The 24,566-nt window shown below is 48.4% G+C and carries 25 protein-coding genes; 13 read left to right on the top strand and 12 right to left on the bottom strand.

Annotated features, from left to right (window positions below; translation table 11 throughout):
- From ibaG to mlaF, 6 genes are all read right to left on the bottom strand, one after another.
- On the bottom strand, positions 1-255 hold the full coding sequence (gene ibaG / locus M2387_RS19005; protein WP_259051702.1) for a BolA family iron metabolism protein IbaG: 255 nt from the start codon (positions 253-255) through the stop codon (positions 1-3).
- A 127-nt stretch (positions 256-382) separates the two neighbouring features.
- Positions 383-685: a lipid asymmetry maintenance protein MlaB gene (gene mlaB / locus M2387_RS19000; protein ID WP_259051701.1), complete on the bottom strand. Its 303-nt coding sequence runs from the start codon at positions 683-685 to the stop codon at positions 383-385.
- Entirely contained in the window at positions 685-1,317 is a 633-nt protein-coding gene (gene mlaC / locus M2387_RS18995; RefSeq protein ID WP_259051700.1) for a phospholipid-binding protein MlaC, read from the bottom strand. The genes mlaB and mlaC overlap by 1 nt, the downstream gene beginning before the upstream one ends.
- A gap of 17 nt (positions 1,318-1,334) precedes the next feature.
- Complete coding sequence (gene mlaD / locus M2387_RS18990) at positions 1,335-1,892, bottom strand: outer membrane lipid asymmetry maintenance protein MlaD (protein ID WP_259051699.1); 558 nt, start codon at positions 1,890-1,892, stop codon at positions 1,335-1,337.
- Positions 1,893-1,896: 4 nt separating this feature from the next.
- Positions 1,897-2,679, bottom strand: a complete 783-nt coding sequence (gene mlaE, locus M2387_RS18985) for a lipid asymmetry maintenance ABC transporter permease subunit MlaE (protein WP_259051697.1) — start codon at positions 2,677-2,679, stop codon at positions 1,897-1,899.
- Between the two features lie 7 nt (positions 2,680-2,686).
- Complete coding sequence (gene mlaF / locus M2387_RS18980) at positions 2,687-3,502, bottom strand: phospholipid ABC transporter ATP-binding protein MlaF (protein WP_259051695.1); 816 nt, start codon at positions 3,500-3,502, stop codon at positions 2,687-2,689.
- Between the two features lie 226 nt (positions 3,503-3,728).
- Between mlaF and M2387_RS18975 the strand changes: the two genes are divergently transcribed.
- The 11 genes from M2387_RS18975 to npr all read left to right on the top strand — a co-directional run bounded on the left by M2387_RS18975 (position 3,729) and on the right by npr (position 11,653).
- The gene (locus M2387_RS18975; protein ID WP_259051693.1) at positions 3,729-4,706 is read left to right on the top strand and encodes a calcium/sodium antiporter; all 978 of its coding nucleotides are present in this window, start codon (positions 3,729-3,731) and stop codon (positions 4,704-4,706) included.
- A gap of 16 nt (positions 4,707-4,722) precedes the next feature.
- Positions 4,723-5,709 carry an arabinose-5-phosphate isomerase KdsD gene (gene kdsD / locus M2387_RS18970; RefSeq protein ID WP_259051691.1) on the top strand — a complete coding sequence of 329 codons (987 nt, stop codon included), beginning with the start codon at positions 4,723-4,725 and terminating at the stop codon, positions 5,707-5,709.
- Between the two features lie 16 nt (positions 5,710-5,725).
- Positions 5,726-6,292: a 3-deoxy-manno-octulosonate-8-phosphatase KdsC gene (gene kdsC, locus M2387_RS18965; RefSeq protein ID WP_259051688.1), complete on the top strand. Its 567-nt coding sequence runs from the start codon at positions 5,726-5,728 to the stop codon at positions 6,290-6,292.
- Positions 6,289-6,864, top strand: a complete 576-nt coding sequence (lptC, locus tag M2387_RS18960; protein WP_259051685.1) for an LPS export ABC transporter periplasmic protein LptC — start codon at positions 6,289-6,291, stop codon at positions 6,862-6,864. Before kdsC ends, lptC begins: the two co-directional genes overlap by 4 nt.
- The gene (gene lptA / locus M2387_RS18955) at positions 6,833-7,384 is read left to right on the top strand and encodes a lipopolysaccharide ABC transporter substrate-binding protein LptA (protein WP_259051684.1); all 552 of its coding nucleotides are present in this window, start codon (positions 6,833-6,835) and stop codon (positions 7,382-7,384) included. The genes lptC and lptA overlap by 32 nt, the downstream gene beginning before the upstream one ends.
- Positions 7,385-7,390: 6 nt before the next feature.
- Positions 7,391-8,116, top strand: coding sequence for an LPS export ABC transporter ATP-binding protein (gene lptB / locus M2387_RS18950; protein ID WP_259051683.1), 726 nt, complete (start codon positions 7,391-7,393; stop codon positions 8,114-8,116).
- A gap of 42 nt (positions 8,117-8,158) precedes the next feature.
- The gene (gene rpoN / locus M2387_RS18945; protein WP_259051682.1) at positions 8,159-9,595 is read left to right on the top strand and encodes an RNA polymerase factor sigma-54; all 1,437 of its coding nucleotides are present in this window, start codon (positions 8,159-8,161) and stop codon (positions 9,593-9,595) included.
- Between the two features lie 22 nt (positions 9,596-9,617).
- Complete coding sequence (gene hpf / locus M2387_RS18940; RefSeq protein WP_259051681.1) at positions 9,618-9,905, top strand: ribosome hibernation promoting factor; 288 nt, start codon at positions 9,618-9,620, stop codon at positions 9,903-9,905.
- 80 nt (positions 9,906-9,985) lie between these two features.
- Positions 9,986-10,486 carry a PTS IIA-like nitrogen regulatory protein PtsN gene (gene ptsN, locus M2387_RS18935; protein WP_259051679.1) on the top strand — a complete coding sequence of 167 codons (501 nt, stop codon included), beginning with the start codon at positions 9,986-9,988 and terminating at the stop codon, positions 10,484-10,486.
- A 43-nt stretch (positions 10,487-10,529) separates the two neighbouring features.
- Complete coding sequence (rapZ, locus tag M2387_RS18930) at positions 10,530-11,384, top strand: RNase adapter RapZ (RefSeq protein WP_259051675.1); 855 nt, start codon at positions 10,530-10,532, stop codon at positions 11,382-11,384.
- Positions 11,381-11,653 (top strand): PTS phosphocarrier protein NPr, encoded by a 273-nt coding sequence (npr, locus tag M2387_RS18925; RefSeq protein ID WP_259051673.1) that lies wholly within the window; start codon positions 11,381-11,383, stop codon positions 11,651-11,653. The genes rapZ and npr overlap by 4 nt, the downstream gene beginning before the upstream one ends.
- Positions 11,654-11,673: 20 nt before the next feature.
- Here npr and mtgA read toward each other — a convergent pair whose 3' ends face one another.
- The 3 genes from mtgA to arcB form a co-directional block, all read right to left on the bottom strand.
- The gene (gene mtgA, locus M2387_RS18920; protein ID WP_259051671.1) at positions 11,674-12,402 is read right to left on the bottom strand and encodes a monofunctional biosynthetic peptidoglycan transglycosylase; all 729 of its coding nucleotides are present in this window, start codon (positions 12,400-12,402) and stop codon (positions 11,674-11,676) included.
- On the bottom strand, positions 12,399-13,052 hold the full coding sequence (gene elbB, locus M2387_RS18915; RefSeq protein WP_259051668.1) for an isoprenoid biosynthesis glyoxalase ElbB: 654 nt from the start codon (positions 13,050-13,052) through the stop codon (positions 12,399-12,401). Before elbB ends, mtgA begins: the two co-directional genes overlap by 4 nt.
- A 217-nt stretch (positions 13,053-13,269) precedes the next feature.
- Positions 13,270-15,609 (bottom strand): aerobic respiration two-component sensor histidine kinase ArcB, encoded by a 2,340-nt coding sequence (gene arcB, locus M2387_RS18910; RefSeq protein WP_259051662.1) that lies wholly within the window; start codon positions 15,607-15,609, stop codon positions 13,270-13,272.
- Positions 15,610-16,459: 850 nt separating this feature from the next.
- On the opposite strand from arcB, the gene gltB reads away from it, so the two are divergent.
- The gene (gltB, locus tag M2387_RS18905; RefSeq protein ID WP_259051658.1) at positions 16,460-20,920 is read left to right on the top strand and encodes a glutamate synthase large subunit; all 4,461 of its coding nucleotides are present in this window, start codon (positions 16,460-16,462) and stop codon (positions 20,918-20,920) included.
- A gap of 9 nt (positions 20,921-20,929) precedes the next feature.
- On the top strand, positions 20,930-22,348 hold the full coding sequence (locus M2387_RS18900) for a glutamate synthase small subunit (RefSeq protein WP_259051655.1): 1,419 nt from the start codon (positions 20,930-20,932) through the stop codon (positions 22,346-22,348).
- 81 nt (positions 22,349-22,429) lie between these two features.
- On the opposite strand, the gene M2387_RS18895 is transcribed toward M2387_RS18900, so the two are convergent.
- The 3 genes from M2387_RS18895 to sspA form a co-directional block, all read right to left on the bottom strand.
- Entirely contained in the window at positions 22,430-22,738 is a 309-nt protein-coding gene (locus M2387_RS18895; protein ID WP_259051654.1) for a bacteriocin immunity protein, read from the bottom strand.
- A 268-nt stretch (positions 22,739-23,006) separates the two neighbouring features.
- Positions 23,007-23,498, bottom strand: coding sequence for a ClpXP protease specificity-enhancing factor (gene sspB / locus M2387_RS18890; protein WP_259051653.1), 492 nt, complete (start codon positions 23,496-23,498; stop codon positions 23,007-23,009).
- 3 nt (positions 23,499-23,501) lie between these two features.
- Positions 23,502-24,143 carry a stringent starvation protein SspA gene (gene sspA / locus M2387_RS18885; RefSeq protein WP_259051652.1) on the bottom strand — a complete coding sequence of 214 codons (642 nt, stop codon included), beginning with the start codon at positions 24,141-24,143 and terminating at the stop codon, positions 23,502-23,504.
- Positions 24,144-24,566 lie beyond the last annotated feature (423 nt).

The raw sequence follows: 24,566 nt of genomic DNA, 5'->3' as shown, positions 1-24,566 counted from the left end.
TTAAAAACCACTGAGTTTACGATCGCGAGCCCACTCCGCCGGAGTATAGGTCTTAATTGAAACCGCATGCATGCGATTATCAGCAATGAAAGGCATTAACGGCGCATAAACCGCTTGCTGTTTTTTTACACGACTCAACTCAGCGAATAACTCACCCACCGCTATCACCTGGAAATGACTACCGTCACCAGAAACGTGGACTTCTTCAAGGGGCAGTGCATTCATCAGCACGGTCTGGATTTCATGATTTTCCATGGCTATATATTCGTCGATTAGTGAAAAAGGGCTCTCATCTTAGAGGAAAGTTGCCCGGGCATAAATAACCAAAAAAAGCCCTCAAACGAAACCGCTCCAGGGCTTTAATAGTTATCCGATAAAATTATCAGGCTGAACAGTGTGGGAACAGGCTTTCAGGCAAATTGTAAAGCTGCACCAGCGTGTATAAATTTTCACTCATCTGCCGTAGCTCAACATCATTTCCTTGCTGTTTTGCCAGTCCGATAAGGTGAATCAATAACGCAAGCCCAGCCGTATCGACACGCGTCAGGCTACTGAAGTCAATAATTTCGACGCCTGAAGCCACCCCGGACCTCTGCTCCCAGAGCGGCAGGAGTGTTTCACTGGTAAGTTCACCTTCCAGCTTCAGCACCTTGTCGTCTCGTTGCCAGTTCAGCTGACTCACCATTATTTTTTATTATCCAGGGTAATAGGCTGGCGAGAGATCGCCTGAAGCTGCGCGGTCAGGCCATCAATACCTTTAGTACGCAGCAAATCGCTCCACTCGCTTTGTTTGGTGGTAATCATACTCACACCTTCAGCTATCATATCGTACGCCTGCCAGTTGCCCGTTTGGCTGTTTTTACGCCACTGGAAATCAAGGCGGATTGGCGGACGACCGTTTGGATCGGTGATAGACACACGGATAGCGACAATGTCAGCATTGCCTAGTGGCTGTTCCGGGGCAATCTGATAGTTCTGACCGTTATACATAGCTAAAGCCTGGCCATAAGCCTGTGTCAGATAATCACCAAACGCTTTGAAATAGGCCTCTCGCTGTGCTGGAGTCGCCTCTTTGTAATAGCGTCCTAATACCAAGGCACCCGCGTATTTTACCTGAACATAAGGCAGCAGCTCTTCGCGAACAATTTCACGTAAATAGTCCGGATTCTGGCGGATCTTCGGCTGTTCGGCTTTCAGACGATCAAAGGTCTTCTGAGCGGCCTCATTCATCAGCTTATAAGGATTAGTCTGGTCGGCGGCCATTGCCGCAAGTGGCGCAAATGCCAGCATGGCAATCATTACGAGACGCTTAAACATAATACTTTCCTCTTCAGTTAGTTCGTCGCATTAGCGTGTGGGGCGGCGTCATGCAGTTCTTGAGTTGCACTATTACCCTGTTCAGCAGGCTGGTTATCTCCCTCACCACTGCCACTCTTATATAAAAACTGACCAATCAGGTCTTCGAGTACTAATGCTGATTTGGTGTCTTGGATGGTTCCGCCATCTTTAAGAATGCTGGAACCCAATTCAGGGTCGTCAAAGCCCAGGTTTAACGCCAGGAATTGCTCACCCAGTAAGCCAGAGGTACGGATAGACAGAGAACTGGTATCAGGTATCTGGTTATAACGTGTCTCAATATCTAATGTGACACGTGGCAGGTAGGTTTTTTCATCAAGCTGAATATTATCAACTCGACCAATCACTACACCACCGAGTCGTACTGGTGAACTCACTTTCAGACTGCCAATATTGTCAAATGTTGCATATATCTTGTAGGTAGGTTCACTACGTAATGAGGTGATATTGGCGACTTTGAGGCAAAGGAAAACCACAGCAGCCAGCGCCACCAGTACAAATAATCCCACCCAAATTTCTAATTTTTTCGTTTGCATGAACTCAATTCCCAAACATCAGTGCTGTTAGCACAAAATCGAGGCCCAAAACGGCCAGTGAAGAGTGCACTACCGTACGTGTCGTTGCCCGGCTAATACCTGCGGAAGTCGGAATCGCATCGTATCCGTTAAACAGCGCAATCCAGGTGATAGTAATGGCGAAAACAACGCTTTTAATCAGGCAGTTCACTAAATCTACACGCCAGGATACGGCATCTTGCATCGCTGCCCAGAAGAAACCAGAGTCAATGCCTTTCCAGCCTACGCCAACCATTTCGCCACCCCAGATACCGACGGCAACAAAAATAATGGTCAACAGGGGTAATGAGATGATCCCGGCCCAGAAACGTGGAGATACTACGCGTCGTAATGGGTCAACAGCCATCATTTCCATACTGGACAGCTGTTCAGTCGCACGCATTAAACCAATTTCGGCGGTGAGTGCTGAACCTGCTCGCCCGGCAAATAAAAGTGCCGCAACTACCGGACCCAGTTCGCGTAATAGAGAAAGTGCGACCAGCATCCCTAAGCTAGACTCAGCCCCATAGGTTGTCAGTACCAGATAGCCCTGTAACCCCAGAACCATGCCGATAAACACCCCTGAGACGACAATAATCAGCATCGACTGCACGCCGACATAATAGAGCTGGCGCATCAGCAACGGGGCATGTTTACGAAACTCTGGTTTACCCACCAGTGCGTTGAATAACATTAATCCGGCACGCCCAAAGGACGCGCAGGTTTTAAGGCCACGCCGTCCCAAAGATGCCAGTACATTTAGCAACATGAGCAGCTTAACTCCCTGTTCCGAATAAAAGATCTTGTTGATAATCTCCAGCAGGATAACGGAAAGGAACCGGGCCGTCCGCAATACCATCGAGAAACTGCCGTACTCGAGGATCCTGATTATTATGGAGTTCGCTCGGGCTGCCTTGTGCAACAATATGCCGGTCGGCGGCAATATAAGCATAATCAGCGATACTCAGTACCTCCGGAACGTCATGAGAAACCACCACACAGGTGACCCCCAACGCACTATTAAGTTCGGAAATCAGTTTAACCAGTACCCCCATGGTTATCGGATCTTGTCCGACAAAGGGCTCATCAAACATAATCAAGTCCGGCTCCAGGGCGATAGCACGCGCCAGGGCTGCACGACGGGCCATTCCACCCGATAATTCAGATGGCATCAACTTAGCGGCTCCACGCAACCCGACAGCCTCCAGTTTCATCATCACAGTGCTGTACAGTAGAGGTTCAGGTAAGCGTAAGTGCTCGCGTAACGGGTAAGCAACGTTTTCAAAGACATTCAGGTCAGTAAATAGAGCCCCTGACTGAAACAACATGCTCATACGTTTACGTACGGTGAATAGCCTTGATCGTGACATCGCGGGAATATTTTCACCATCGAATAAAATTTTACCGCTATCAGGCGCAATCTGCCCGCCAATCAGGCGCAGGAGCGTTGTCTTCCCAATGCCCGACGGTCCCATGATCGCAGTAATTTTACCTCGTGGCACAGTCAGCGATATATTGTCAAAAATCTGTCGGTTACCACGGGTAAAACTGACCCCATGGAGCTCAACAAGATTCGCCTCTGCCTGATTCATTATCTTTCCTTTTACAAGTCTGGCGATAAGCATGGCTTCAAAACGAAGTAACTACCCACCATTTTTACAGAATATTACCTGCCAAGGTTAGCGAAAGCTGGCATTTGTTTTACTTTTCTGTCCTATAAAGTCAAAATTAGGAATGATGGACGATACTTGTCACTGTGAGCACTGCTGATGCTCTCATGGTACAAAGTAAACAGATATACCTTATAAAGGATTTGTCATGCTGTTAGCGATGGCGTTACTGATTATCGGCTTGCTGTTGGTGGTTTATGGTGCCGATCGCTTAGTTTTTTCGGCAGCAATACTGTGCCGCAGCATAGGATTTTCGCCATTAATCATTGGTATGACAGTCGTCAGTATAGGGACATCGCTGCCTGAAATCATTATTGCCAGTGCAGCAGCCTTACACGGGCAACTTGATCTGGCTATCGGCACAGCCATCGGCTCGAATATCACCAATATCATGCTTATTCTCGGACTTGCTGCGATATTGCATCCGTTTGCCGTGAATTCCGATATTCTGCGCCGCGAACTGCCCTTGATGCTGTTAGTCAGCCTGCTCGCTGGCCTGTTTTTATTTAACGGTGAACTCAGTCAAATAAAAGGCATCTTACTGCTGATTATCGCCGTATTATATCTGCTGTTTATTATTAGGATAGGTCGCCTTGCAGAGCGAACAGGTAATGATAAGCTCACTCGCGAACAGGCTTCGGAGTTACCTCAGGAAGGTAGCCTTTCTGTCGCTTTTTTATGGCTTGGTGTCGCATTAGTCATCATGCCGATTGCCACCCGGATGGTGATTGATAACGCTACGGTTCTTGCCCACTACTTTGGTGTCAGTGACCTGGTCGTCGGTTTAACGATAATCGCCATTGGTACGAGTCTGCCAGAGCTGGCCACCACCATCGCCGGAGTGCGTAAAGGTGAAAATGATATCGCGATCGGCAATATTATCGGTTCCAATATATTTAACATTGTTTTTGTACTCGGGATCCCTGCACTCGTGGCACCAGGTAGTTTTGACCCACTCGCCTTCGCCCGCGATTACTGGTTGATGTTAGCAGTAAGTGCTGTGTTTGCCGTACTTTGCTGGCGAAAACCTCGTCATGTCGGCAAGCCGATTGGCGCTCTGTTAATATGTGGGTATATCGTATGGGTTGTGGTGCTCTGGTGTTTCGCATCGCCTGTCGTCGGATAGAACGGAAAACAAAATTATGCTTCAGATAGACTTAGCTACGGACTTTGACTTTCAACAAGCAGGAAAAGATGTCCTTAACATTGAACGTGAAAGTCTGGCACAGCTGGATCAATATATTAATGAAGATTTTTCAAATACTTGCCGTGCGATATTTCGTTGTACCGGTAAAGTTGTCGTCATGGGTATGGGCAAATCTGGTCATATTGGAAAAAAAATAGCCGCAACTTTTGCCAGCACCGGCACGCCAGCATTTTTTGTTCATCCCGGTGAAGCAAGTCACGGCGACTTAGGCATGGTCACGCCTAAGGATATTGTCATTGCCATTTCTAATTCAGGGGAATCAAACGAAATTCTGGCCCTGATTCCCGTCTTAAAGCGTCTGAAGGTTCCCCTGATTTGTATGACCGGCAGGCCCGACAGTGCCATGGGAAAAGCCGCTGATATTCACCTGTGTATCCATGTACCGCAGGAAGCCTGCCCGCTGGGCCTGGCGCCGACATCAAGCACTACCGCAACACTGGTGATGGGAGATGCACTGGCTGTGGCCTTGTTAAAAGCACGCGGTTTTACTGCCGAAGATTTCGCCCTCTCCCACCCCGGTGGCGCACTGGGCCGTAAACTGCTGCTGCGGGTTAGCGATATTATGCATACTGGCAGTGAGATCCCGCATGTCAGTAAAGAAGCATCATTACGTGACGCATTACTGGAAATCACCCGTAAAAATATGGGGATGACCGTAATCTGTGATGATTTGATGAAAATTGAAGGTATTTTTACTGATGGTGATTTGCGCCGGGTATTCGACATGGGCGCGGACTTACACACCTTACGTATTGCGGATGTTATGACTGCTGGTGGAATTCGCGTTCGTCCCGGCACACTTGCAGTGGATGCATTGAATTTGATGGAATCACGCCATATTACTTCTGTTATGGTGGCAGATGGCGATCATTTATTGGGCGTAATACATATGCATGACATGTTACGTGCAGGCGTAGTTTAATTAAGGATTCGTATTAATGAGTAACGGTGATGTGCTACTGAATACTTGCTATGGGCCAGTGAGCGCACAAGTCATGGCACGTGCTGCGGCGGTACGCCTGCTGATTCTGGATGTCGATGGCGTAATGTCAGACGGCCTGATTTATATGGGAAATAACGGTGAAGAGCTAAAAGCTTTCAACGTACGTGACGGTTATGGTCTGCGCTGCGTCCTCACTTCAGGTATTGAAGTGGCGATAATTACCGGACGTAAGGCTAAACTGCTGGAAGATCGCTGTCATACTTTAGGTATTTCTCATCTTTTTCAGGGACAGTCCGATAAACTCATTGCTTATCGTCAGCTATTATCTGAACTAAATTTAACTGCTGACCAAGTTGCCTATATTGGCGATGACCTTATTGACTGGCCGGTGATGGAACAAGTGGGGCTGAGTGTTGCTGTCAATGACGCACATCCTCTTTTACTGCCCAAAGCAAACTACGTTACACGGATTAACGGTGGGCGTGGTGCCGTCCGGGAAGTCTGTGATCTGATCCTGATGTCACAGGGTTTGCTTGATGAGGCCAAAGGGCTATCTATATGAGTAGAACCAAACGCTGGGTTATTATTTTTCTCTCAATAATTGCTATCATTTTGATTGGCCTGAATATCACGGGTAGCGATAAAGATGAACCAATTATCGTCAATAATGATGAACCAACCTATACCAGCGAACAGGCAATCACTCGAGTTTATAACCTCACCGGTGCCTTGAACTATCGACTAGTCACAGAAAATGTCGAGTATTTTTCGTCGGATTCCACTTCTTGGTTCACTAAACCAGTAATGACTCAATATGATGAGAAGAGACTGGCGACGTGGGAGATCCGAGCCGATCGCGCGAAACTCACTAACGATCGTATGCTTTATTTATACGGTAACGTAGTGGTTAATGCGCTGACGCCAGATGCACAGCTCCGTAAAATTACCACTGATAACGCCAGTATCAATTTAACCACCCAGGATATCTCGTCTGATGACCAGGTGACGCTTTATGGTACCAGCTTTAACTCCAGCGGAATGAAAATGCGTGGCAATCTACGCAATAAAACCGCCCAGCTGATTGAAAAGGTTAAAACCTCTTATGAAATCCAGACGCAACAAACTCAGCCTTAGCCTTGTACTGATCGGTACACTTTTTGTGGCCCCGTTTTCAGCGTGGGCGTTGACGGGTGATACCAATCAACCGATTCACATTGAGTCCGATCAGCAATCACTGGATATGGACGGCAATGTTGTTACCTTCACCGGTAATGTTGTTGCCACTCAAGGCACCATAAAAATTAATGCCGACAAAGTCGTAGTGACGCGCCCCGGTGGAACTCAGGGTCAGGAAGTCATTGATGCTTATGGTAATCCGGCCACTTTTTATCAGATGCAGGACAACGGTAAACCGGTAAAAGGGCAGGCGTCTAAGCTGAACTATCAGTTAGCGAAAGATTTCGTCACTCTGACCGGCAATGCATATCTTGAGCAACTGGATAGCAATGTCAAAGGAGACAAGATAACCTATCTGGTGAAAGAGCAGAAAATGCAGGCGTTTAGTGATAAAGGTAAACGCGTTACCACCGTTCTTGTTCCTTCCCAGTTACAGGATAAAAACGGTCAGCAACCGGCGCAGCAGAAGAGTAACTAATTCGTTATGGCAACCTTAATTGCAAAAAATCTTGCGAAGGCCTACAAAAAACGACGTGTTGTTGAAGACGTCAGCCTGACGGTAAATTCAGGTGAAATTGTTGGCCTGCTTGGCCCCAATGGTGCCGGTAAAACGACTACGTTTTATATGGTCGTTGGCATTGTTCCGCGTGACGCAGGTAATATCATTATTGATGATGAAGACATCAGTTTACTGCCCCTGCACGCCCGGGCACGTCGAGGAATTGGCTATCTTCCACAGGAAGCATCGATTTTCCGTCATCTGAGCGTTTTTGATAACCTGATGGCGGTATTGCAAATTCGTGACGATCTGACGCCAGAACAGCGTGATGACCGTGCGAATGAGCTGCTGGAAGAGTTCCATATTCAGCATCTGCGCGACAGTATCGGGCAATCGCTATCCGGGGGGGAACGTCGCCGCGTTGAAATCGCTCGCGCCCTGGCAGCAAACCCAAAATTCATTCTGCTGGATGAGCCCTTCGCGGGCGTTGATCCGATATCGGTTCTGGATATCAAACGTATTATTGAGCATTTACGCGACAGCGGGCTCGGTGTTCTGATAACTGACCATAATGTGCGTGAAACGCTGGCAGTATGCGAGCGTGCTTATATCGTCAGCCAGGGGCATATGATTGCCCATGGGACGCCGGCTGAAATTCTTGAAGATGAACAGGTGAAACGTGTCTATCTGGGAGAAGAGTTCAGGCTCTGACCGCGTGACATGACGCATGTATAAAGGATACTGGCACTGATTATGAAGCAAGGTTTGCAATTACGGCTTAGCCAACAGCTTGCGATGACGCCACAGCTGCAACAGGCTATTCGTCTGTTACAGTTGTCGACGCTGGAACTTCAGCAAGAACTCCAGCAAGCACTGGAAAGTAACCCCTTGCTTGAGCAAACCGACCCACATGATGAAATTGAAATTCAGGATGTGGCAGATACCGATAGCCTGGATACGCGTGAAGCACTTGAACAAAAAGATATGCCTGAAGAGCTGCCACTGGATGCCAGCTGGGATGAAATCTACACTGCGGGTACACCTTCCGGAACAGGTACAGACTACATTGATGACCTGTTACCGGTCTATCAGGGCGAGACGACCCAGTCGCTTCAGGATTATCTGACATGGCAGGTCTCACTAACGCCATTTTCTGAGACCGATACTGCGATTGCCACTGCGATTGTTGATGCAGTCGATGATACCGGCTATCTCACCGTCCCAGTGTCAGATATTCTGGAAAGCTTAGGCGATGATGAAATCAGTCTCGAAGAGGTCGAAGCGGTACTTAAACGTATCCAGCGCTTTGACCCGGTCGGTGTTGCCGCCCGGGATCTAAGAGATTGCCTGCTGGTTCAGCTATCACAGTATGCGAAAGAGACACCCTTTTTAGCTCAGGCACGTCTTATCGTCAGTGAGCATTTAGACTTGCTGGCAAATCATGATTTCCGTAATTTGATGCGTGTTACCCGGCTGAAAGAAGATGTCCTGAAAGAGGCAATTGATCTGATCCAGTCCCTGGATCCTCGCCCCGGTCAGTCGATCCAGATGGATGAGCCTGAATACGTTATTCCTGATGTTCTGGTACGTAAGCATCAGGATAAATGGACCGTCGAGCTCAATTCAGAGAGTATTCCGCGTCTTAAAATTAATCAGCAATATGCGGCAATGGGCAATAATAGCGCCCGCAATGACAGCGACTCGCAATTTATTCGCAGCCATCTGCAAGATGCCCGATGGCTGATAAAAAGCCTTGAAAGTCGAAATGATACGCTTCTTCGTGTCAGTTGCTGTATTGTCGAACAGCAGCAGGATTTTTTTGAGTATGGGGCCGAACATATGAAGCCCATGGTACTAGCCGATATCGCTCAAGCCGTTGAAATGCATGAGTCGACCATTTCACGCGTAACCACTCAAAAATATCTTCACAGCCCAAGAGGTATTTTTGAGCTGAAGTATTTTTTCTCAAGTCATGTCAATACAGAAGGGGGCGGTGAAGCGTCCTCAACGGCAATCAGGGCATTAGTTAAAAAACTGGTTGCTGCAGAAAACCCGGCGAAACCACTCAGCGATAGTAAGCTCACTTCACTACTATCCGAACAAGGTATTATGGTTGCTCGCCGAACGGTTGCGAAGTATAGAGAGTCTTTATCCATCCCACCGTCGAATCAGCGTAAAAAGCTGATTTGACCTCACTGATAAGGAAGACAATATGCAGCTCAACATTACTGGTCAAAACGTTGAAATCACTGATGCAATACGTGAGTTTTTGAACACAAAATTTGCAAAACTGGAACAGTACTTCGAAAGAATTAACCAGGTTTATATTGTCTTAAAAGTAGAAAAAGTGACTCAGATAGCGGATGCTACGCTACATGTGAATGGTGGAGAATTGCACGCAAGTGCGGAAGGTCAGGATATGTACGCCGCGATTGATGGTCTGATTGATAAATTAGCTCGTCAGTTAACTAAACATAAAGATAAATTAAAACAACATTGATAATCCAGGCATTCAGTATGCTTTATCGGCCCGTTTACTTCCGGTAACGGGCCGTTCGCATACCATGCTTAGGTGAACTTATGACAAATAACGATCCGATTTTGCAATTGAGCAGTGTCCTTAATCAAGAATGTACCCGCAGTGCTGTGCACTGCCAGAGTAAAAAGCGTGCGCTGGAAATCATCAGCGAACTGGCAGCAAAACAGCTCGGTCTGCCCACTCAGGTTGTCTTTGAGGCTGTTCTCACGCGTGAGCGTATGGGCAGTACCGGTATTGGTAATGGTATTGCTATTCCTCATGGCAAAATCGAAGAAGATACAACAACAGCTGTTGGCGTTTTTATCCAGCTGGAAACACCCATCGTTTTTGACTCGATAGACAATCAACCCGTAGACTTACTATTTGCTTTACTGGTGCCTGCCGGACAGACGAAAACGCATCTGCATACTCTGTCTTTGGTCGCAAAACGTCTGGCTGATAAAAATATCTGCCGACGCTTACGGTTAGCGAGTAATGATACGGATCTCTACAATATCATCACAGACACAACCAGTTCTGCTGCTGATACCCGTAATGAGTAAAATGTTTTGATAGAAAAGACAGCTAAATCTGGAGAGTGAGCATATGGTACTGATGATCGTTAGCGGTACTTCAGGGTCGGGGAAATCTGTTGCTCTGCGCGCACTGGAGGATATGGGGTTTTATTGCGTTGATAACCTGCCAGTCGTGCTGTTACCCGACCTGGCAAAGACGTTGAGTGGCCGTGAAATCTCAGCGGCAATCAGCATCGACGTGCGTAATATGCCAGAGTCACCGGAAATTTTTGAGCAGGCGATGGATAATCTGCCGGATGACTTTACTCCGCAGCTGCTCTTTTTAGATGCCGATCGCAATACGCTGATCCGTCGTTATAGCGATACGCGCCGCCTGCACCCTTTATCAAGCAAGAACCTCTCTCTTGAGAGTGCGATTGATGAAGAAAGTCATTTACTTGAGCCTCTGAAGTCTCGTGCTGACTTGATTATTGATACTTCAGAGATGTCAGTACATGAGCTGGCTGAGATGCTCCGTACTCGCCTGCTGGGCAAGCGAGAGCGCGAACTGACGATGGTATTTGAATCATTCGGGTTTAAGCATGGGATCCCGATAGATGCAGATTACGTCTTCGACGTGCGTTTCCTGCCAAACCCACACTGGGATCCGAAACTGCGTCCGATGACTGGCCTCGATCGTCCGGTTGCGGCCTTCCTTGACCGTCATACTGAAGTCCATAACTTTATTTACCAGACCCGGAGTTACCTGGAGTTATGGCTACCCATGCTGGAAACCAATAACCGTAGCTATCTGACGGTCGCGATTGGTTGTACCGGGGGTAAGCACCGTTCGGTTTACATTGCAGAACAGCTTGCGGATTATTTTCGTTCGCGTGGTAAAAACGTTCAGTCACGCCACAGAACGTTAGAAAAACGCAAACAATGACGGTAAAGCAAACGGTTCAAATCACCAATAAGCTGGGCATGCATGCGCGCCCGGCCATGAAACTGTTCGAACTGGTGCAAAGTTTCGATGCTGAAGTCATGCTACGCAACGAGGCGGGCACCGAAGCCGAAGCCAGCAGTGTGATAGCCCTGCTAATGCTGGACTCTTCCCAAGGGGGGCATATCGAGGTGGAAGTCAGCGGCCCGCAGGAAGAACAGGCGCTGGCTGCGGTAATAGCGTTATTCAATGCCGGATTTGATGAAGACTAGTCAGGTCTTCATCTTTCTCTTTAGTGCAGATTATGCTGCTGCATAAATGACTCACCGCCCAGCTGACGCATCTGCCTTAAAATCCAGCGCTGGCGCGAAATCACATAGCTTGATGGCGCATTCACCTTAAACCGTATCGGATTAGGCAGGACGGCAGCTAACAGTGCAGCTTCCGACGCAGTCAGCTGTCTGGCAGATTTTTTAAAGTAATGCCGGGCCGCCGCCTCAACGCCAAAAATGCCCTCTCCGAACTCAGCGATATTCAGATACACGGTTAAAATACGCCGTTTACTCCAGACTGTTTCCGTCACCAGGGTTAACCCCGCCTCGAGCCCTTTACGCACCCAGCTGCGCCCATCCCACAAAAAAAGGTTTTTTACCGTCTGCTGTGAAATCGTCGAGGCACCACGAACACGATTTTCATTATGTTCATTGTAGGACAGAGCTTTCTCAATAGCGCCGACATCAATGCCCCAGTGGTCGGGGAATTTTTGATCTTCAGCCGCGATCACCGCCAGCCCCATCCACGGCGAGATGTCATCCATACTGACCCAGTCGGAACGCGCGTGATAGCTGAAATCCCCCTCCAGCCAGGCACTGACCTGTCGGTCAACCATCACCGCTGAAAAAGGAACCGGTACCAGGCTAAACAGAACAATGCCTGAGAGCCATAACCCGATAATAATCAGAGCAGCACGCCAGATAATGCGCTTTAGCCTGTGGAGCAGAGTAAAGCGCCGTCTTGTCATTCGGTCAGTACCAGAACGCGCGATACCAGCTTATTGATGCCCGCAGCCGCTTCATCAATACGCGTCGCCAGCATATAAGCCGGAGTGGTCACGATTTTGTGCTCTTCATCAACCACAATGTCATCCACCGGGCAAGGGACATGCTCTGCACCCATATCTTCCAGCATTTCTGCGGTATCGATATCAGTGCCAATGGTGATACGCAGCGGAATATCTAAAATTTTTGGCAGCATAACGGGGGCAATACACATAAAACCCAAGGGTTTTCCTTGTGCATGGCAGTCACGTACCAGCCGGGTTAAATCACTATCCACCGTGCAGTCGATCCCCTCTGTAGCAAAGGTACTCAGATTTTTTGCCGCACCAAAACCACCAGGTACTATCAGTCCATCAAGCTCTTCGGCTCTCGCCTCGTGCAAAGGTCGAACATTACCTCGGGTAATACGTGCGGATTCCTGGAGTATCGATCGTTTTTGCTCAACTTTATCCCCCGTCAAATGGTTAATGACTTCTGACTGGGCTTTATCTGGCGCGAAACAAACGGCTTCTGCTTCTGAATGAGCGAGTGCCAGCAGGGTTAATACTGCTTCATGAATTTCACTACCATCATAAACACCACAACCACTCAACACTACGCCAATTTTTTTCATCTGTTTCTTCCCATACAGGCTTACCGGAATAATTTATTTACAATAACGCACATGTTTAACGACTTTATATAACAAGATTTCTAATCTTTGCTATCTTGTATAGTGCAGTCAGAATTTAATTTAAGGTTGTACTATACAATTAAAGTAATAAAGCAAAGTACAACGCCATTTTCCCTGGTGTTGGCGCTCTATTCGCGCACCCCGGCCGAGGCCGGGGTCATTTTTGCCCAACCGCGGAAACCCAGGCTTTCAACACGTCTACATCATGCTGCCATTCATGTTTTAACTGCTCTATCCATTCTCCGACATTATCAGACCAGGCTGGCAAGTCCGGCGATTGAATTTGTTGGGCTATTTGCTGTAAATGGCGCAGACCTACCGAGCCCGCTGCACCTTTAATCTTATGCCCTTCCTCAACGACGCCTTTATCATCTCTGGCAGTCATATTTGAGTCGAGAATTTCCAGATATCCTGGCATCATTTTTTCGAACATAGTGAGCCCGTCGATAATTATCTTTGGCCCCACCAGGTCAATATATTGTTCAAGCATCGGAATATCGAGTAATGCTTGCTGAGAATCCGCTGTTGTTGCCACCGGAACTTCAGTTTCTTCCGGGTCCTGCGAATCCCAATATTTTCTAATAATAGACATCAATGCCGGTACTGCCAGCGGCTTACTCAGCACATCATCCATACCCGCATCGAGATATTCTTTTTTATCCTTTAGCACATTCGCCGTTAACGCCACCAGCGGTGGCAGGGAATCTTTGGTAAAGCGCTGATTAAGTACGCGTGAGATATCCATTCCGGTCATATCCGGCAGCTGGATATCCAGCAACACCAGGTCATACTCTCCGGGTTCAAACATCTCCAGCGCTTCTTTTCCGGTCATGGCGATATCAACACTATTACCGAGTTTTTCCAGTACTGAGCGGGCAACCACGACATTTAGCTCAATATCTTCTACCAGCAAAACATGTAACGCTGGCAGCGGCATATCATCATCAAGCGTATCTTCAACTTCTTCTGCCACGCTCGGAGCCTGGACTTTTAGCACAAACACAGAGCCCTCACCCGGAGTACTACTCACCGTAATATCGCCCCCCATACTTTTGGCCAGTCGACGTGATACGGCAAGCCCAATACCGGTTCCAGTTGCCGGTTTACCGCCATGCTGGTCTTTGACCTGATAATACATAGCAAAGATTTTATCTTGCTCATCCTCAGGGATACCAATACCTGAATCCTGAACCTCAAAACACAGGTTCTGATTTGCCTCATAGCGAATACGTACCGTGACCTGTCCACCCTTAGGGGTAAATTTCACCGCATTACTGATAAGGTTCCATAAGATTTGACGCAACCGGGTTCCATCAGTGACCACTTTATGGGGAACAGGCAGTTCAGGCTCCATCACAAATGTCAGCCCTTTCTGTTGTGCCTGTAGTCCGGACAGGTTTTCAAGTTCAGCCTGGAAACTGGTGAAATCTATAGGCTGGTTATCGAGCTGAACTTTATGACGTTCAAGTTTATCCATATCGATAATATCATTGAAAATATTACCCAGAGTGATAGCTGAAACATGGATAGTTTTCAGATAGTTAGTCTGTTCTTCCGTCAATTCAGTATCCAGCAGAATACGGCTCAGACCGACAATACCGTTTAGTGGGGTACGTAGTTCATGGCTGATAGTAGAAATAAAGGTGGTTTTATCCCGACTGGCTCGCTCCAGCGCATCCTGATAGCGTTTACGTTCAGTAATATCGCGCCCAAAGCCCATTAAACCATGGCGTTTACCCACTCGGTCATAGTAAGGAACTTTACGAATTTCAAAACAAGCTTTGCGTCCATCGGGGTATTCAAGCCATTGTTCGTAAGTCAGGGAAACGTTATGGCGAAAGACTTTTTCATCTGTCTCATTCACTTTTAATGCCGCATCGGCAGAATAGACATCCTGAGGTTTCAGCTGAATAAGCTGTTTCTCGCTTTTGCCTGTCAGCAATTCCATGGCCCGGTTACAGCCGGAAAACTCTTTATCTTCATTGCGGTAAAAAACCAGATCTGGTGAAGCATCAAGGAAGGATCGTAAGAAAGAGGACTGTTGCTCAAGCCTGATTTGCGTCACTTCGCGTTCCTGCATTTCAACCTTAAGCTGTTCCAGCATGTTCTGGCGCTCGGTCTCTGCTTTAACACGCTCAGCAATTTCCAGATTGAGCTGATTAATATTGTCTTTGAGTTGCACATTAAGACTCAAGTCTCGCTCACGCATCTCTTCTAACTTAGAAACCATTTTCGATAACCGCTGTCTGGATTCTTCAAGCTGTTCGACAACGATCGATAAAAAGTACACGGCCCAGGGTGTAATCAATAACCCAAAGAAAATAGAGCGTACAACATCAATACTCTCAACCCGTCCGCTCATCAGCAGAGTCACAGCCATTTGTACTACCATGGCAGTCACGACTAAGGCTGAGGCTAAGAGCAGGGAAAAACGAACCAGGCCGAGCTTTACCATTAAATCAACGTAATACTGCGCTAATCTTCTGAGTTGTTTCATGGGCAGTTTCCTTTACTATCGAGACGTTAAATATACCGCAAATTGAGCGATGACCCAGACTTAAAGCCAGGAATGATGCACGTCTCTTCCTTCCACTCGCATCGCGCCATATCGCTGTTAAAAGACAGCCAAAATACCCAATAAACTTATTGACTAATTTACCGAATGGAATAGTCTGATATACCCCCCATAATGAATGGGGAATTAGGTTGCCATTTCTACATAACTTTGACGATGACACAGATCAACAGTCACGGCGAAGCTATACCTTTTGCATATTAATGCACATAAATTGCAGATTTAGTCTGTCTCCAGTAATAGCTTTTTCTTATATCTCACCATTTAACTTTGTAAAATGTTATTAAATCCTAAAAAACAGCTAATTGATTCGCCATTGAGATCGCGCATAGTTTTTAATCCTGAAAATATCAAATATATTAGAGGAATGTTAAATTAAAAACGCTCACTCATAGTGATCCGGATCACAAAAACCAAAGCATCCGCTTAACCCAGCTCTGGTTAAAAAATTGGTAATGCATTGATTTAAATCACATTAAATGGCAAATACTCTATTCCCCTGACAAAGCAATGCTATTTGACGTATATGCGCTTTCCCGATAACTTGGTTATCCGCTGGAAGCTTTCTGGATGGGTGTTTCACTCATCATATTTATGCAGTAATTGAGATTCCCTCTGAGCAAGTTTAACCCTTGCGAAACCGGATACGTTGGCCACAAGAGGGCGACACACGAGGCAGGTGCCATATGCACCCATCCCGTTGCCGCACCTTAGCTGTGCCTACGTATAACCGAACAGAGGAGTCACGCAGAGCCTGGGGAGGTTCACTGATATGTTGTACGACAAATCCCTTGAGAAGGATAACTGTGGTTTCGGTCTGATTGCCCATATAGAAGGCGAGCCAAGCCATAAAGTGGTGCGTACTGCGATTCACGCACTCGCACGCATGCAACACCGTGGGGCAATCCTTGCCGATGGTAAGACCGGTGATGGTTGTGGTCTGTTGCTGCAAAAACCGGACCGTTTCTTCCGCATTGTTGCTGAAGAAGCTGGCTGGCGTTTAGCAAAAAATTACGCCGTTGGTATGCTTTTCTTAAACCAGGATCCTGTACTTGCCAGTGCGGCTCGTCAGGTAGTTGAAGAAGAACTGCAAAACGAAACCTTGTCTATTGTTGGCTGGCGCGAAGTGCCTACCAATGAAGGCGTGCTAGGTGAAATCGCCCTCTCCTCTCTGCCGCGTATTGAACAGATTTTTGTTAATGCTCCTGCTGGCTGGAGCCCGCGTGATATGGAACGTCGCCTGTTTATCGCGCGTCGCCGTATCGAAAAACGCCTGCTGGCAGATAAAGACTTTTATGTCTGTAGTCTGTCCAATGTCGTGAACATCTATAAAGGTCTGTGCATGCCGACAGACTTACCGCGCTTCTATCTGGATCTTGCTGATTTACGTCTGGAGTCAGCCATTTGTCTGTTCCACCAGCGTTTCTCAACCAATACCGTACCACGCTGGCCATTAGCGCAGCCGTTCCGTTATCTGGCGCATAATGGTGAAATCAACACCATCACCGGTAACCGTCAATGGGCCAAAGCGCGTACTTATAAATTCCAGACGCCACTGATCCCTGACTTGCAGTCGGCTGCGCCTTTCGTCAATGAAACGGGTTCAGACTCCAGTTCACTGGATAATATGCTGGAATTGCTGCTGGCAGGCGGGATGGATATTGTCCGAGCCATGCGTTTACTGGTTCCGCCAGCCTGGCAGAATAACCCGAACATGGATCCGGAACTGCGTGCCTTCTTCGACTTTAACTCCATGCATATGGAGCCGTGGGATGGTCCGGCAGGTATCGTTATGTCCGATGGCCGCTTTGCTGCCTGTAACCTGGACAGAAACGGTCTGCGCCCGGCGCGTTACGTTATTACTAAAGATAAGCTGATTACCTGTGCTTCCGAAGTCGGTATCTGGGATTACCAGCCCGATGAAGTCGTAGAGAAAGGGCGTGTTGGTCCTGGCGAACTGATGGTGATTGACACCCGCGCCGGCCGCATCCTCCATTCAGGCGAAACCGATAACGATTTGAAAAGCCGTCACCCTTATCAGGCGTGGATGGAGAAAAACGTTCGTCGTCTGATAGCGCTGGAAGACTTGCCGGATGACCAGGTGGGTTCACGTTCTCTGGACGATGATACGCTTGCCAGTTATCAGAAACAGTTTAACTACAGCAGCGAAGAGCTGGATACTATCATCCGTGTGCTGGGTGAAAATGGCCAGGAAGCGGTTGGTTCAATGGGCGACGATACCCCATTTGCCGTGCTCTCCAGCCAGCCACGTATCATTTATGACTACTTCCGTCAGCAGTTTGCACAGGTGACTAACCCGCCAATCGATCCGCTGCGTGAAGCTCATGTGATGTCACTGGCCACCAGTATCGGCCGTGAGATGAACGTGTTCTGCGAAGCTGAAGGTCAGGCCCACCGTCTGAGCTTTAAATCGCCGATTTTACTGTGGTCTGATTTCCAGCAGCTGACTTCTTTAGATGAACAGCATTATCAGGCTAACACCCTGGATATTACCTACGATGCCCGCGAAAAATCACTGCATGAGACGGTAACAGAACTCTGTGACGAAGCTGAACGCATGGTTCGCAGTGGTACCGTGTTACTGGTGTTGTCTGACCGTAATATCGATAAAAACAGATTACCGGTTCCGGCCCCTATGGCGGTTGGCGCTATCCAGACTCGTCTGGTAGAACGCAGTCTGCGTTGTGATGCGAACATTATCGTTGAAACAGCCAGTGCCCGTGACCCGCACCATTTCGCCGTGCTGCTTGGCTTCGGTGCAACCGCGATTTACCCGTATCTGGCCTATGAATCACTCGCCAGACTGGTGGATAACGGCACTATCGATAAGAACTACCGTGTAGTGATGCAAAACTACCGCAACGGCATCAATAAAGGGCTGTATAAGATAATGTCCAAAATGGGCATCTCGACTATCGCCTCTTATCGCTGCTCAAAACTGTTTGAGGCCGTTGGCCTGCATGATGACGTCGTTTCCCTGTGCTTCCAGGGCGTGGTTAGCCGTATCGGCGGTGCCAGCTTCACCGACTTCCAGCAAGATTTACTGAATCTGTCCAAGCGTGCGTGGCTTGCCCGTAAGCCGCTGGACCAGGGTGGATTACTGAAATATGTCCACGGCGGTGAGTATCACGCTTACAACCCGGATGTGGTACAGACGCTGCAAAAAGCAGTGCAAAGCGCTGACTACAATGACTACCTGGAATATTCCAAATTAGTCAATGAGCGCCCTGTCGCTACTTTACGCGATATGTTTGCCCTTAATCCTCAGGATGAACCTGTTGCGATTGAAGAGGTTGAATCTGCAAGCGAACTGTTCAAACGTTTTGACAGTGCGGCCATGTCAATCGGTGCCCTGAGCCCGGAAGCACATGAGTCACTGGCCGAAGCCATGAACAGCATTGGCGGTAACTCCAACTCAGGTGAAGGCGGCGAGGATCCGGCGCGTTACGGCACCAATAAAGTGTCCCGTATCAAGCAGGTCGCCTCCGGCCGCTTCGGTGTAACCCCGGCTTACCTGGTGAATGCTGACATTATTCAGATAAAAGTCGCCCAGGGTGCTAAACCTGGCGAAGGTGGTCAGTTGCCTGGGGACAAAGTCACCCCTTACATCGCTAAATTACGCTACTCCGTACCGGGGGTAACCTTAATTTCGCCACCACCGCACCATGATATTTATTCGATTGAAGACCTGGCACAGCTGATTTTTGACCTGAAACAGGTTAATCCGAAAGCGATGATCTCGGTCAAACTGGTTTCCGAACCGGGTGTGGGCACTATCGCTACCGGCGTGGCTAAAGCCTATGCTGACCTGATTACCATCGCCGGTTATGACGGTGGTACCGGTGCCAGCCCACTCTCTTCAGTGAAATATGCGGGCTGTCCGTGGGAATTGGGTCTGGTAGAAACACAACAAGCCTTAGTCGCAAACGGTCTGCGCCATAAAATCCGTCTGCAAGTGGATGGCGGTCTGAAAACCGGACTCGATATCATTAAGGCTGCAATCCTCGGCGCTGAAAGCTTCGGTTTTGGTACCGGTCCGATGGTCGCTCTGGGCTGTAAATACCTGCGAATTTGCCACCTCAACAACTGTGCAACGGGTGTGGCAACTCAGGACGATAAACTGCGTAAGAACCACTATCACGGCCTGCCGTTCAAAGTGACTAATTACTTTGAATTTATCGCCCGTGAAACCCGTGAGTTGATGGCGCAGCTCGGCGTAAAACGTCTGGTGGACTTAATCGGTCGTACTGACCTGTTAAAAGAGCTGGAAGGTTTTACCGCTAAACAACAGCGTCTGGACTTGTCGAAGCTGTTGAAAACAGCAACCCCGGCGCCAGGTAAAGCCGTGTATTGCACCGAACATAACCCACCGTTTGATAATGGTGAGCTTAACCAGCGGCTGTTAAGTCAGGCTAAGCAGTATGTTGATGACAAACAAAGCAAAACCTTCTGGTTTGATATTCGTAATACCGACCGCTCTGTGGGTGCATCCCTGTCTGGCTATATTGCCCAGACCCACGGTGACCAGGGACTGGCGGCTGACCCAATTAAGGCGCACTTCAGCGGTACCGCAGGCCAGAGCTTCGGCGTCTGGAACGCAGGTGGGGTTGAACTGCATCTGACCGGGGATGCGAATGACTATGTCGGTAAAGGCATGGCGGGCGGCTTACTCTCGTTACGTCCACCGGTAGGTTCAGCCTTCCGTGCACATGAAGCCACTATCATCGGTAACACCTGTCTGTACGGTGCGACCGGCGGTAAATTGTTTGCAGCAGGCCGTGCCGGTGAGCGTTTCGCGGTACGTAACTCAGGCGCTATCACCGTTGTTGAAGGTATCGGCGATAACGGCTGTGAGTATATGACCGGCGGTATCGTCTGTGTTATGGGTCAGACGGGTGTGAACTTCGGGGCAGGTATGACCGGTGGTTTCGCCTATGTCCTGGATGAAGACGGTGAGTTCCGTAAACGCGTTAACCCGGAACTGGTCGAGCTGTTACAGGTAGAAGACCTGGCTATTCATGAAGAGCATTTACGTGGTCTGATTACCGAGCACGTACAGTTAACAGGTTCCTTGCGTGGCGAAGAAATTCTGGCTAACTGGCCGGAGTTTGCAGCGAAATTTACCTTAGTTAAACCGAAGTCTAGTGATGTTAAAGCATTGTTAGGTCACCGCAGTCGTTCCGCAGCTGAGCTGCGGGTGCAGGCGCAGTAAGGGGTCAAGATGAGTCAGAACGTTTATCAATTTATCGACTTGCAGCGTGTTGATCCGCCGAAGAAAGCGTTAAAAATTCGCAAGATTGAGTTTGTTGAAATTTATGAACCTTTCTCAGAAGGCCAGGCTAAAGCACAGGCAGATCGCTGCCTGTCCTGCGGCAACCCTTACTGCGAATGGAAATGCCCGGTTCATAACTACATTCCAAACTGGTTAAAGCTTGCGAATGAAGGGCGCATTATCGAAGCTGCGGAATTATCACACCAGACTAACAGTCTGCCAGAAGTCTGTGGGCGCGTTTGCCCTCAGGACCGTCTGTGTGAAGGTTCTTGTACCCTGAATGATGAGTTTGGTGCCGTCACCATCGGTAATATCGAACGCTATATCAACGATAAAGCGATTGAGATGGGCTGGAAACCTAATTTAACGGGCGTTAAACCAACAGGTAAACGCGTGGCGATTATTGGTGCGGGCCCTGCGGGTCTGGCTTGTGCCGATGTCCTGGCGCGTGGTGGTGTCAAAGCTGTGGTTTATGATCGTCATCCAGAAATCGGCGGCCTGCTGACCTTCGGGATCCCGGCTTTCAAGCTGGAAAAAGATGTCATGACCAAACGTCGTGAAATCTTCAGCGGTATGGGCATCGAGTTTGTGCTCAATACCGAAGTGGGCCGTGATGTTCAGATAGAGACCCTGCTCAGTGACTTTGATGCCGTGTTCCTCGGTGTCGGCACCTATCAGTCGATGCGTGGCGGGCTGGAAAACGAAGATGCACCGGGTGTCTATGAGGCACTGCCATTCCTTATCGCCAATACGCGTAGCATTATGGGCTTTGGTGAAACCGAAGAGTCCCCTTATGTGGATATGGCCGGTAAACGTGTCGTGGTTCTGGGTGGTGGTGACACCGCGATGGACTGCGTGCGTACCTCGATTCGTCAGGGCGCAACGCATGTGACCTGTGCCTATCGCCGTGACGAGGCAAACATGCCGGGTTCACGCCGTGAAGTTAAAAATGCGCGTGAAGAAGGCGTTGAGTTTCAGTTCAACTTGCAGCCGATTGGCATTGAAATCAATGGCAATGGTAACGTCTGTGGAGTGAAGGTTGCCCGGACTGAACTCAGTGCACCTGATGCTCAGGGCCGTCGTCGTCCGGAAATCGTTGCCGGTTCAGAGCATATCCTGCCAGCCGATGCGGTGGTGACTGCCTTTGGTTTCCGTCCGCACAGCATGGCGTGGCTTGAGAAGCACAGCGTTAACCTCGACGGTCAGGGACGTATTCTGGCGCCTGAAGGCAGTGAAAACGCCTTCCAGACCAGTAACCCGAAAATCTTTGCCGGTGGCGATGCGGTTCGTGGTTCCGACCTGGTAGTGACTGCAATAGCTGAAGGCCGTAAAGCGGCTGACGGCATCATGAACTACCTCGAAGTGTAAGCAAAAAAAATGGCCTGATAACGCGGTTATCAGGTCATTTTCTACGTTATCTGAAAACGCCTCGCAATCCGTTAGCAAAACTTAGCCCTTTTTGAATCCTGGCTTACCATTTTTAGTTCGCCATTCTTTAATCTCTTTAATAATGGCGTTAGTGCTTCCATCATTATCCCCTTCAGGATAATAAATAAGATCAGAGCCACCTGGGTGTTCAGTAACACGGATATCCGTGGTTGTGGACGTTCCGTTGCCGTTATCCTTGGTGTGGCCGCCGAGATTATGCCCGTCATAGCCACCTTTCCCTGAAGAGGGGCCTCCCTTACCGGATGACCCCTTTACCCCGCCTGTTGCATGCGCCCCACTGCTATGGTTTTTTCCATCTCCACCACTCATATCCACCTCCTCCTTGATGTGTCTCCCCGCTACAGGAATATAGTGATTTTGGTTAAAAAATAATCACAAAAAACGGGCGTGATACGCACTTTGTCTGTTCGTTAATGGGATGATTTAGGGCTGGCGGGAACGGCTGAAGATGCGTATCAGTTCATATGGGGCGAGGGTTTACGGCGGATCTTGCTGAACAAAAACAAAAGGCCTGAGTCCGTTAACCGAACTCAGGCCTTGATAATAACCTGTGAATGACCCGATTTTACCGGGGCAGTTACTTCACCACACGCAGTGCCGGGCGACCACCTCGCGGCGGCGGCTCGTCATCAGGATTGTTATCTGAATCGTCCTGGTCATCACGATCGCCATCAATAACCTGCATCAGTGGCTCTGACGTTGGCTCGTCAGCATCATTATGACTTTCAGCGCCTTCTTCGTAACCGGCTTCCGGTTCAAACATCGTTCCTGCGCCGTTTTCACGTGCATAGATAGCAAGTACCGCCGCCATAGGGACATAGACCTGACGCGGAACACCGCCAAAACGGGCGCTAAAACTCACCGAGTCGTTGGTTAACTGAAGATTGCCCACTGCACGAGGCGCGATATTCAGAACGATTTGCCCGTCACGCGCATATTCCAGCGGAACCTGCACATCAGGCAACGAGATATCCACAACAACATGTGGCGTTAACTCGTTATCGAGCAACCATTCATAAAAAGCCCTTAATAGATAAGGACGACGCGGAGACAGTTCCGACATTTCCATCAATTAGCCCCGCGTTTGCAAACGCATTTCACGCTCTGGCTCAGTCAATGAAGCCAGGAACGAATCACGTTCAAATACGCGTGTCATATAGCCTTTCATCTCTTTCGAGCCCACACCCGTCAGTTCGATATTCATCTGCGGTAAGCGCCACAGTAATGGAGCCAGGTAGCAGTCAACCAGGCTGAATTCATCACTCAGGAAGAATGGCTTTTGAGTAAATACTGGAGCAATAGCCAGCAGCTCTTCGCGCAGCTGTTTACGTGCAGCATCAGCCTCATGAGCAGAACCGTTCATGACGACGTTCATCAGCGTGTACCAGTCTTTCTCAATACGATGCATATACAGACGGCTCTCACCGCGCGCAACCGGATAAACTGGCATCAGCGGAGGATGCGGGAAACGCTCATCAAGGTATTCCATGATGATACGAGATTCCCATAACGTCAGCTCACGATCGACCAGGGTCGGTACACTATGGTTCGGGTTGAGATCGATAAGATCCTGAGGCAGGTTATCCGCTTCCACATGTTCAATTTCAACGCTAACACCTTTTTCCGCCAGTACAATACGTACTTGATGGCTATAGATATCAGTAGGACCGGAAAACAGTGTCATTACCGAACGTTTGTTGGCAGCGACAGCCATGAGAACCTCCAAGTTTATCCAGAAAATCACTTCGGATAGTCGCAAATGGCGACCATCCCGATAGTTTATGACCCAACATTAGACGATATGCCGCCATCGCTTAACCCTAAGCGGCGGCAGAAATCAATATTTGGGCAGAAAATTGGCTATTAGTTTACCAGATTTTACTGCCTTTGTGGGGAACACATTATTAATTTGCAAATAAATACATTTATTTCATTAAGTTAGAAGCAATAATATAAATTAGCGGTATAAAAAATGGGTTAAATCAGAAAAAATACGCTCGCTAAATTTTTTCCGATATCAAGAATATCAAGCGCTTAAAATATTCCTCAAAAACCACGCCTGATTCATCGCAATCAGGCTGATATCTATTGTGTGAATAAGATCTCTTTTTTGACTAACATGTTCCCCTCCCCTGTT

The sequence above is a fragment of the Klebsiella sp. BIGb0407 genome (genome assembly GCF_024807845.1).
Lineage (GTDB): Bacteria > Pseudomonadota > Gammaproteobacteria > Enterobacterales > Enterobacteriaceae > JGM124.
This window is presented reverse-complemented; position numbering and strand designations above follow the sequence as displayed.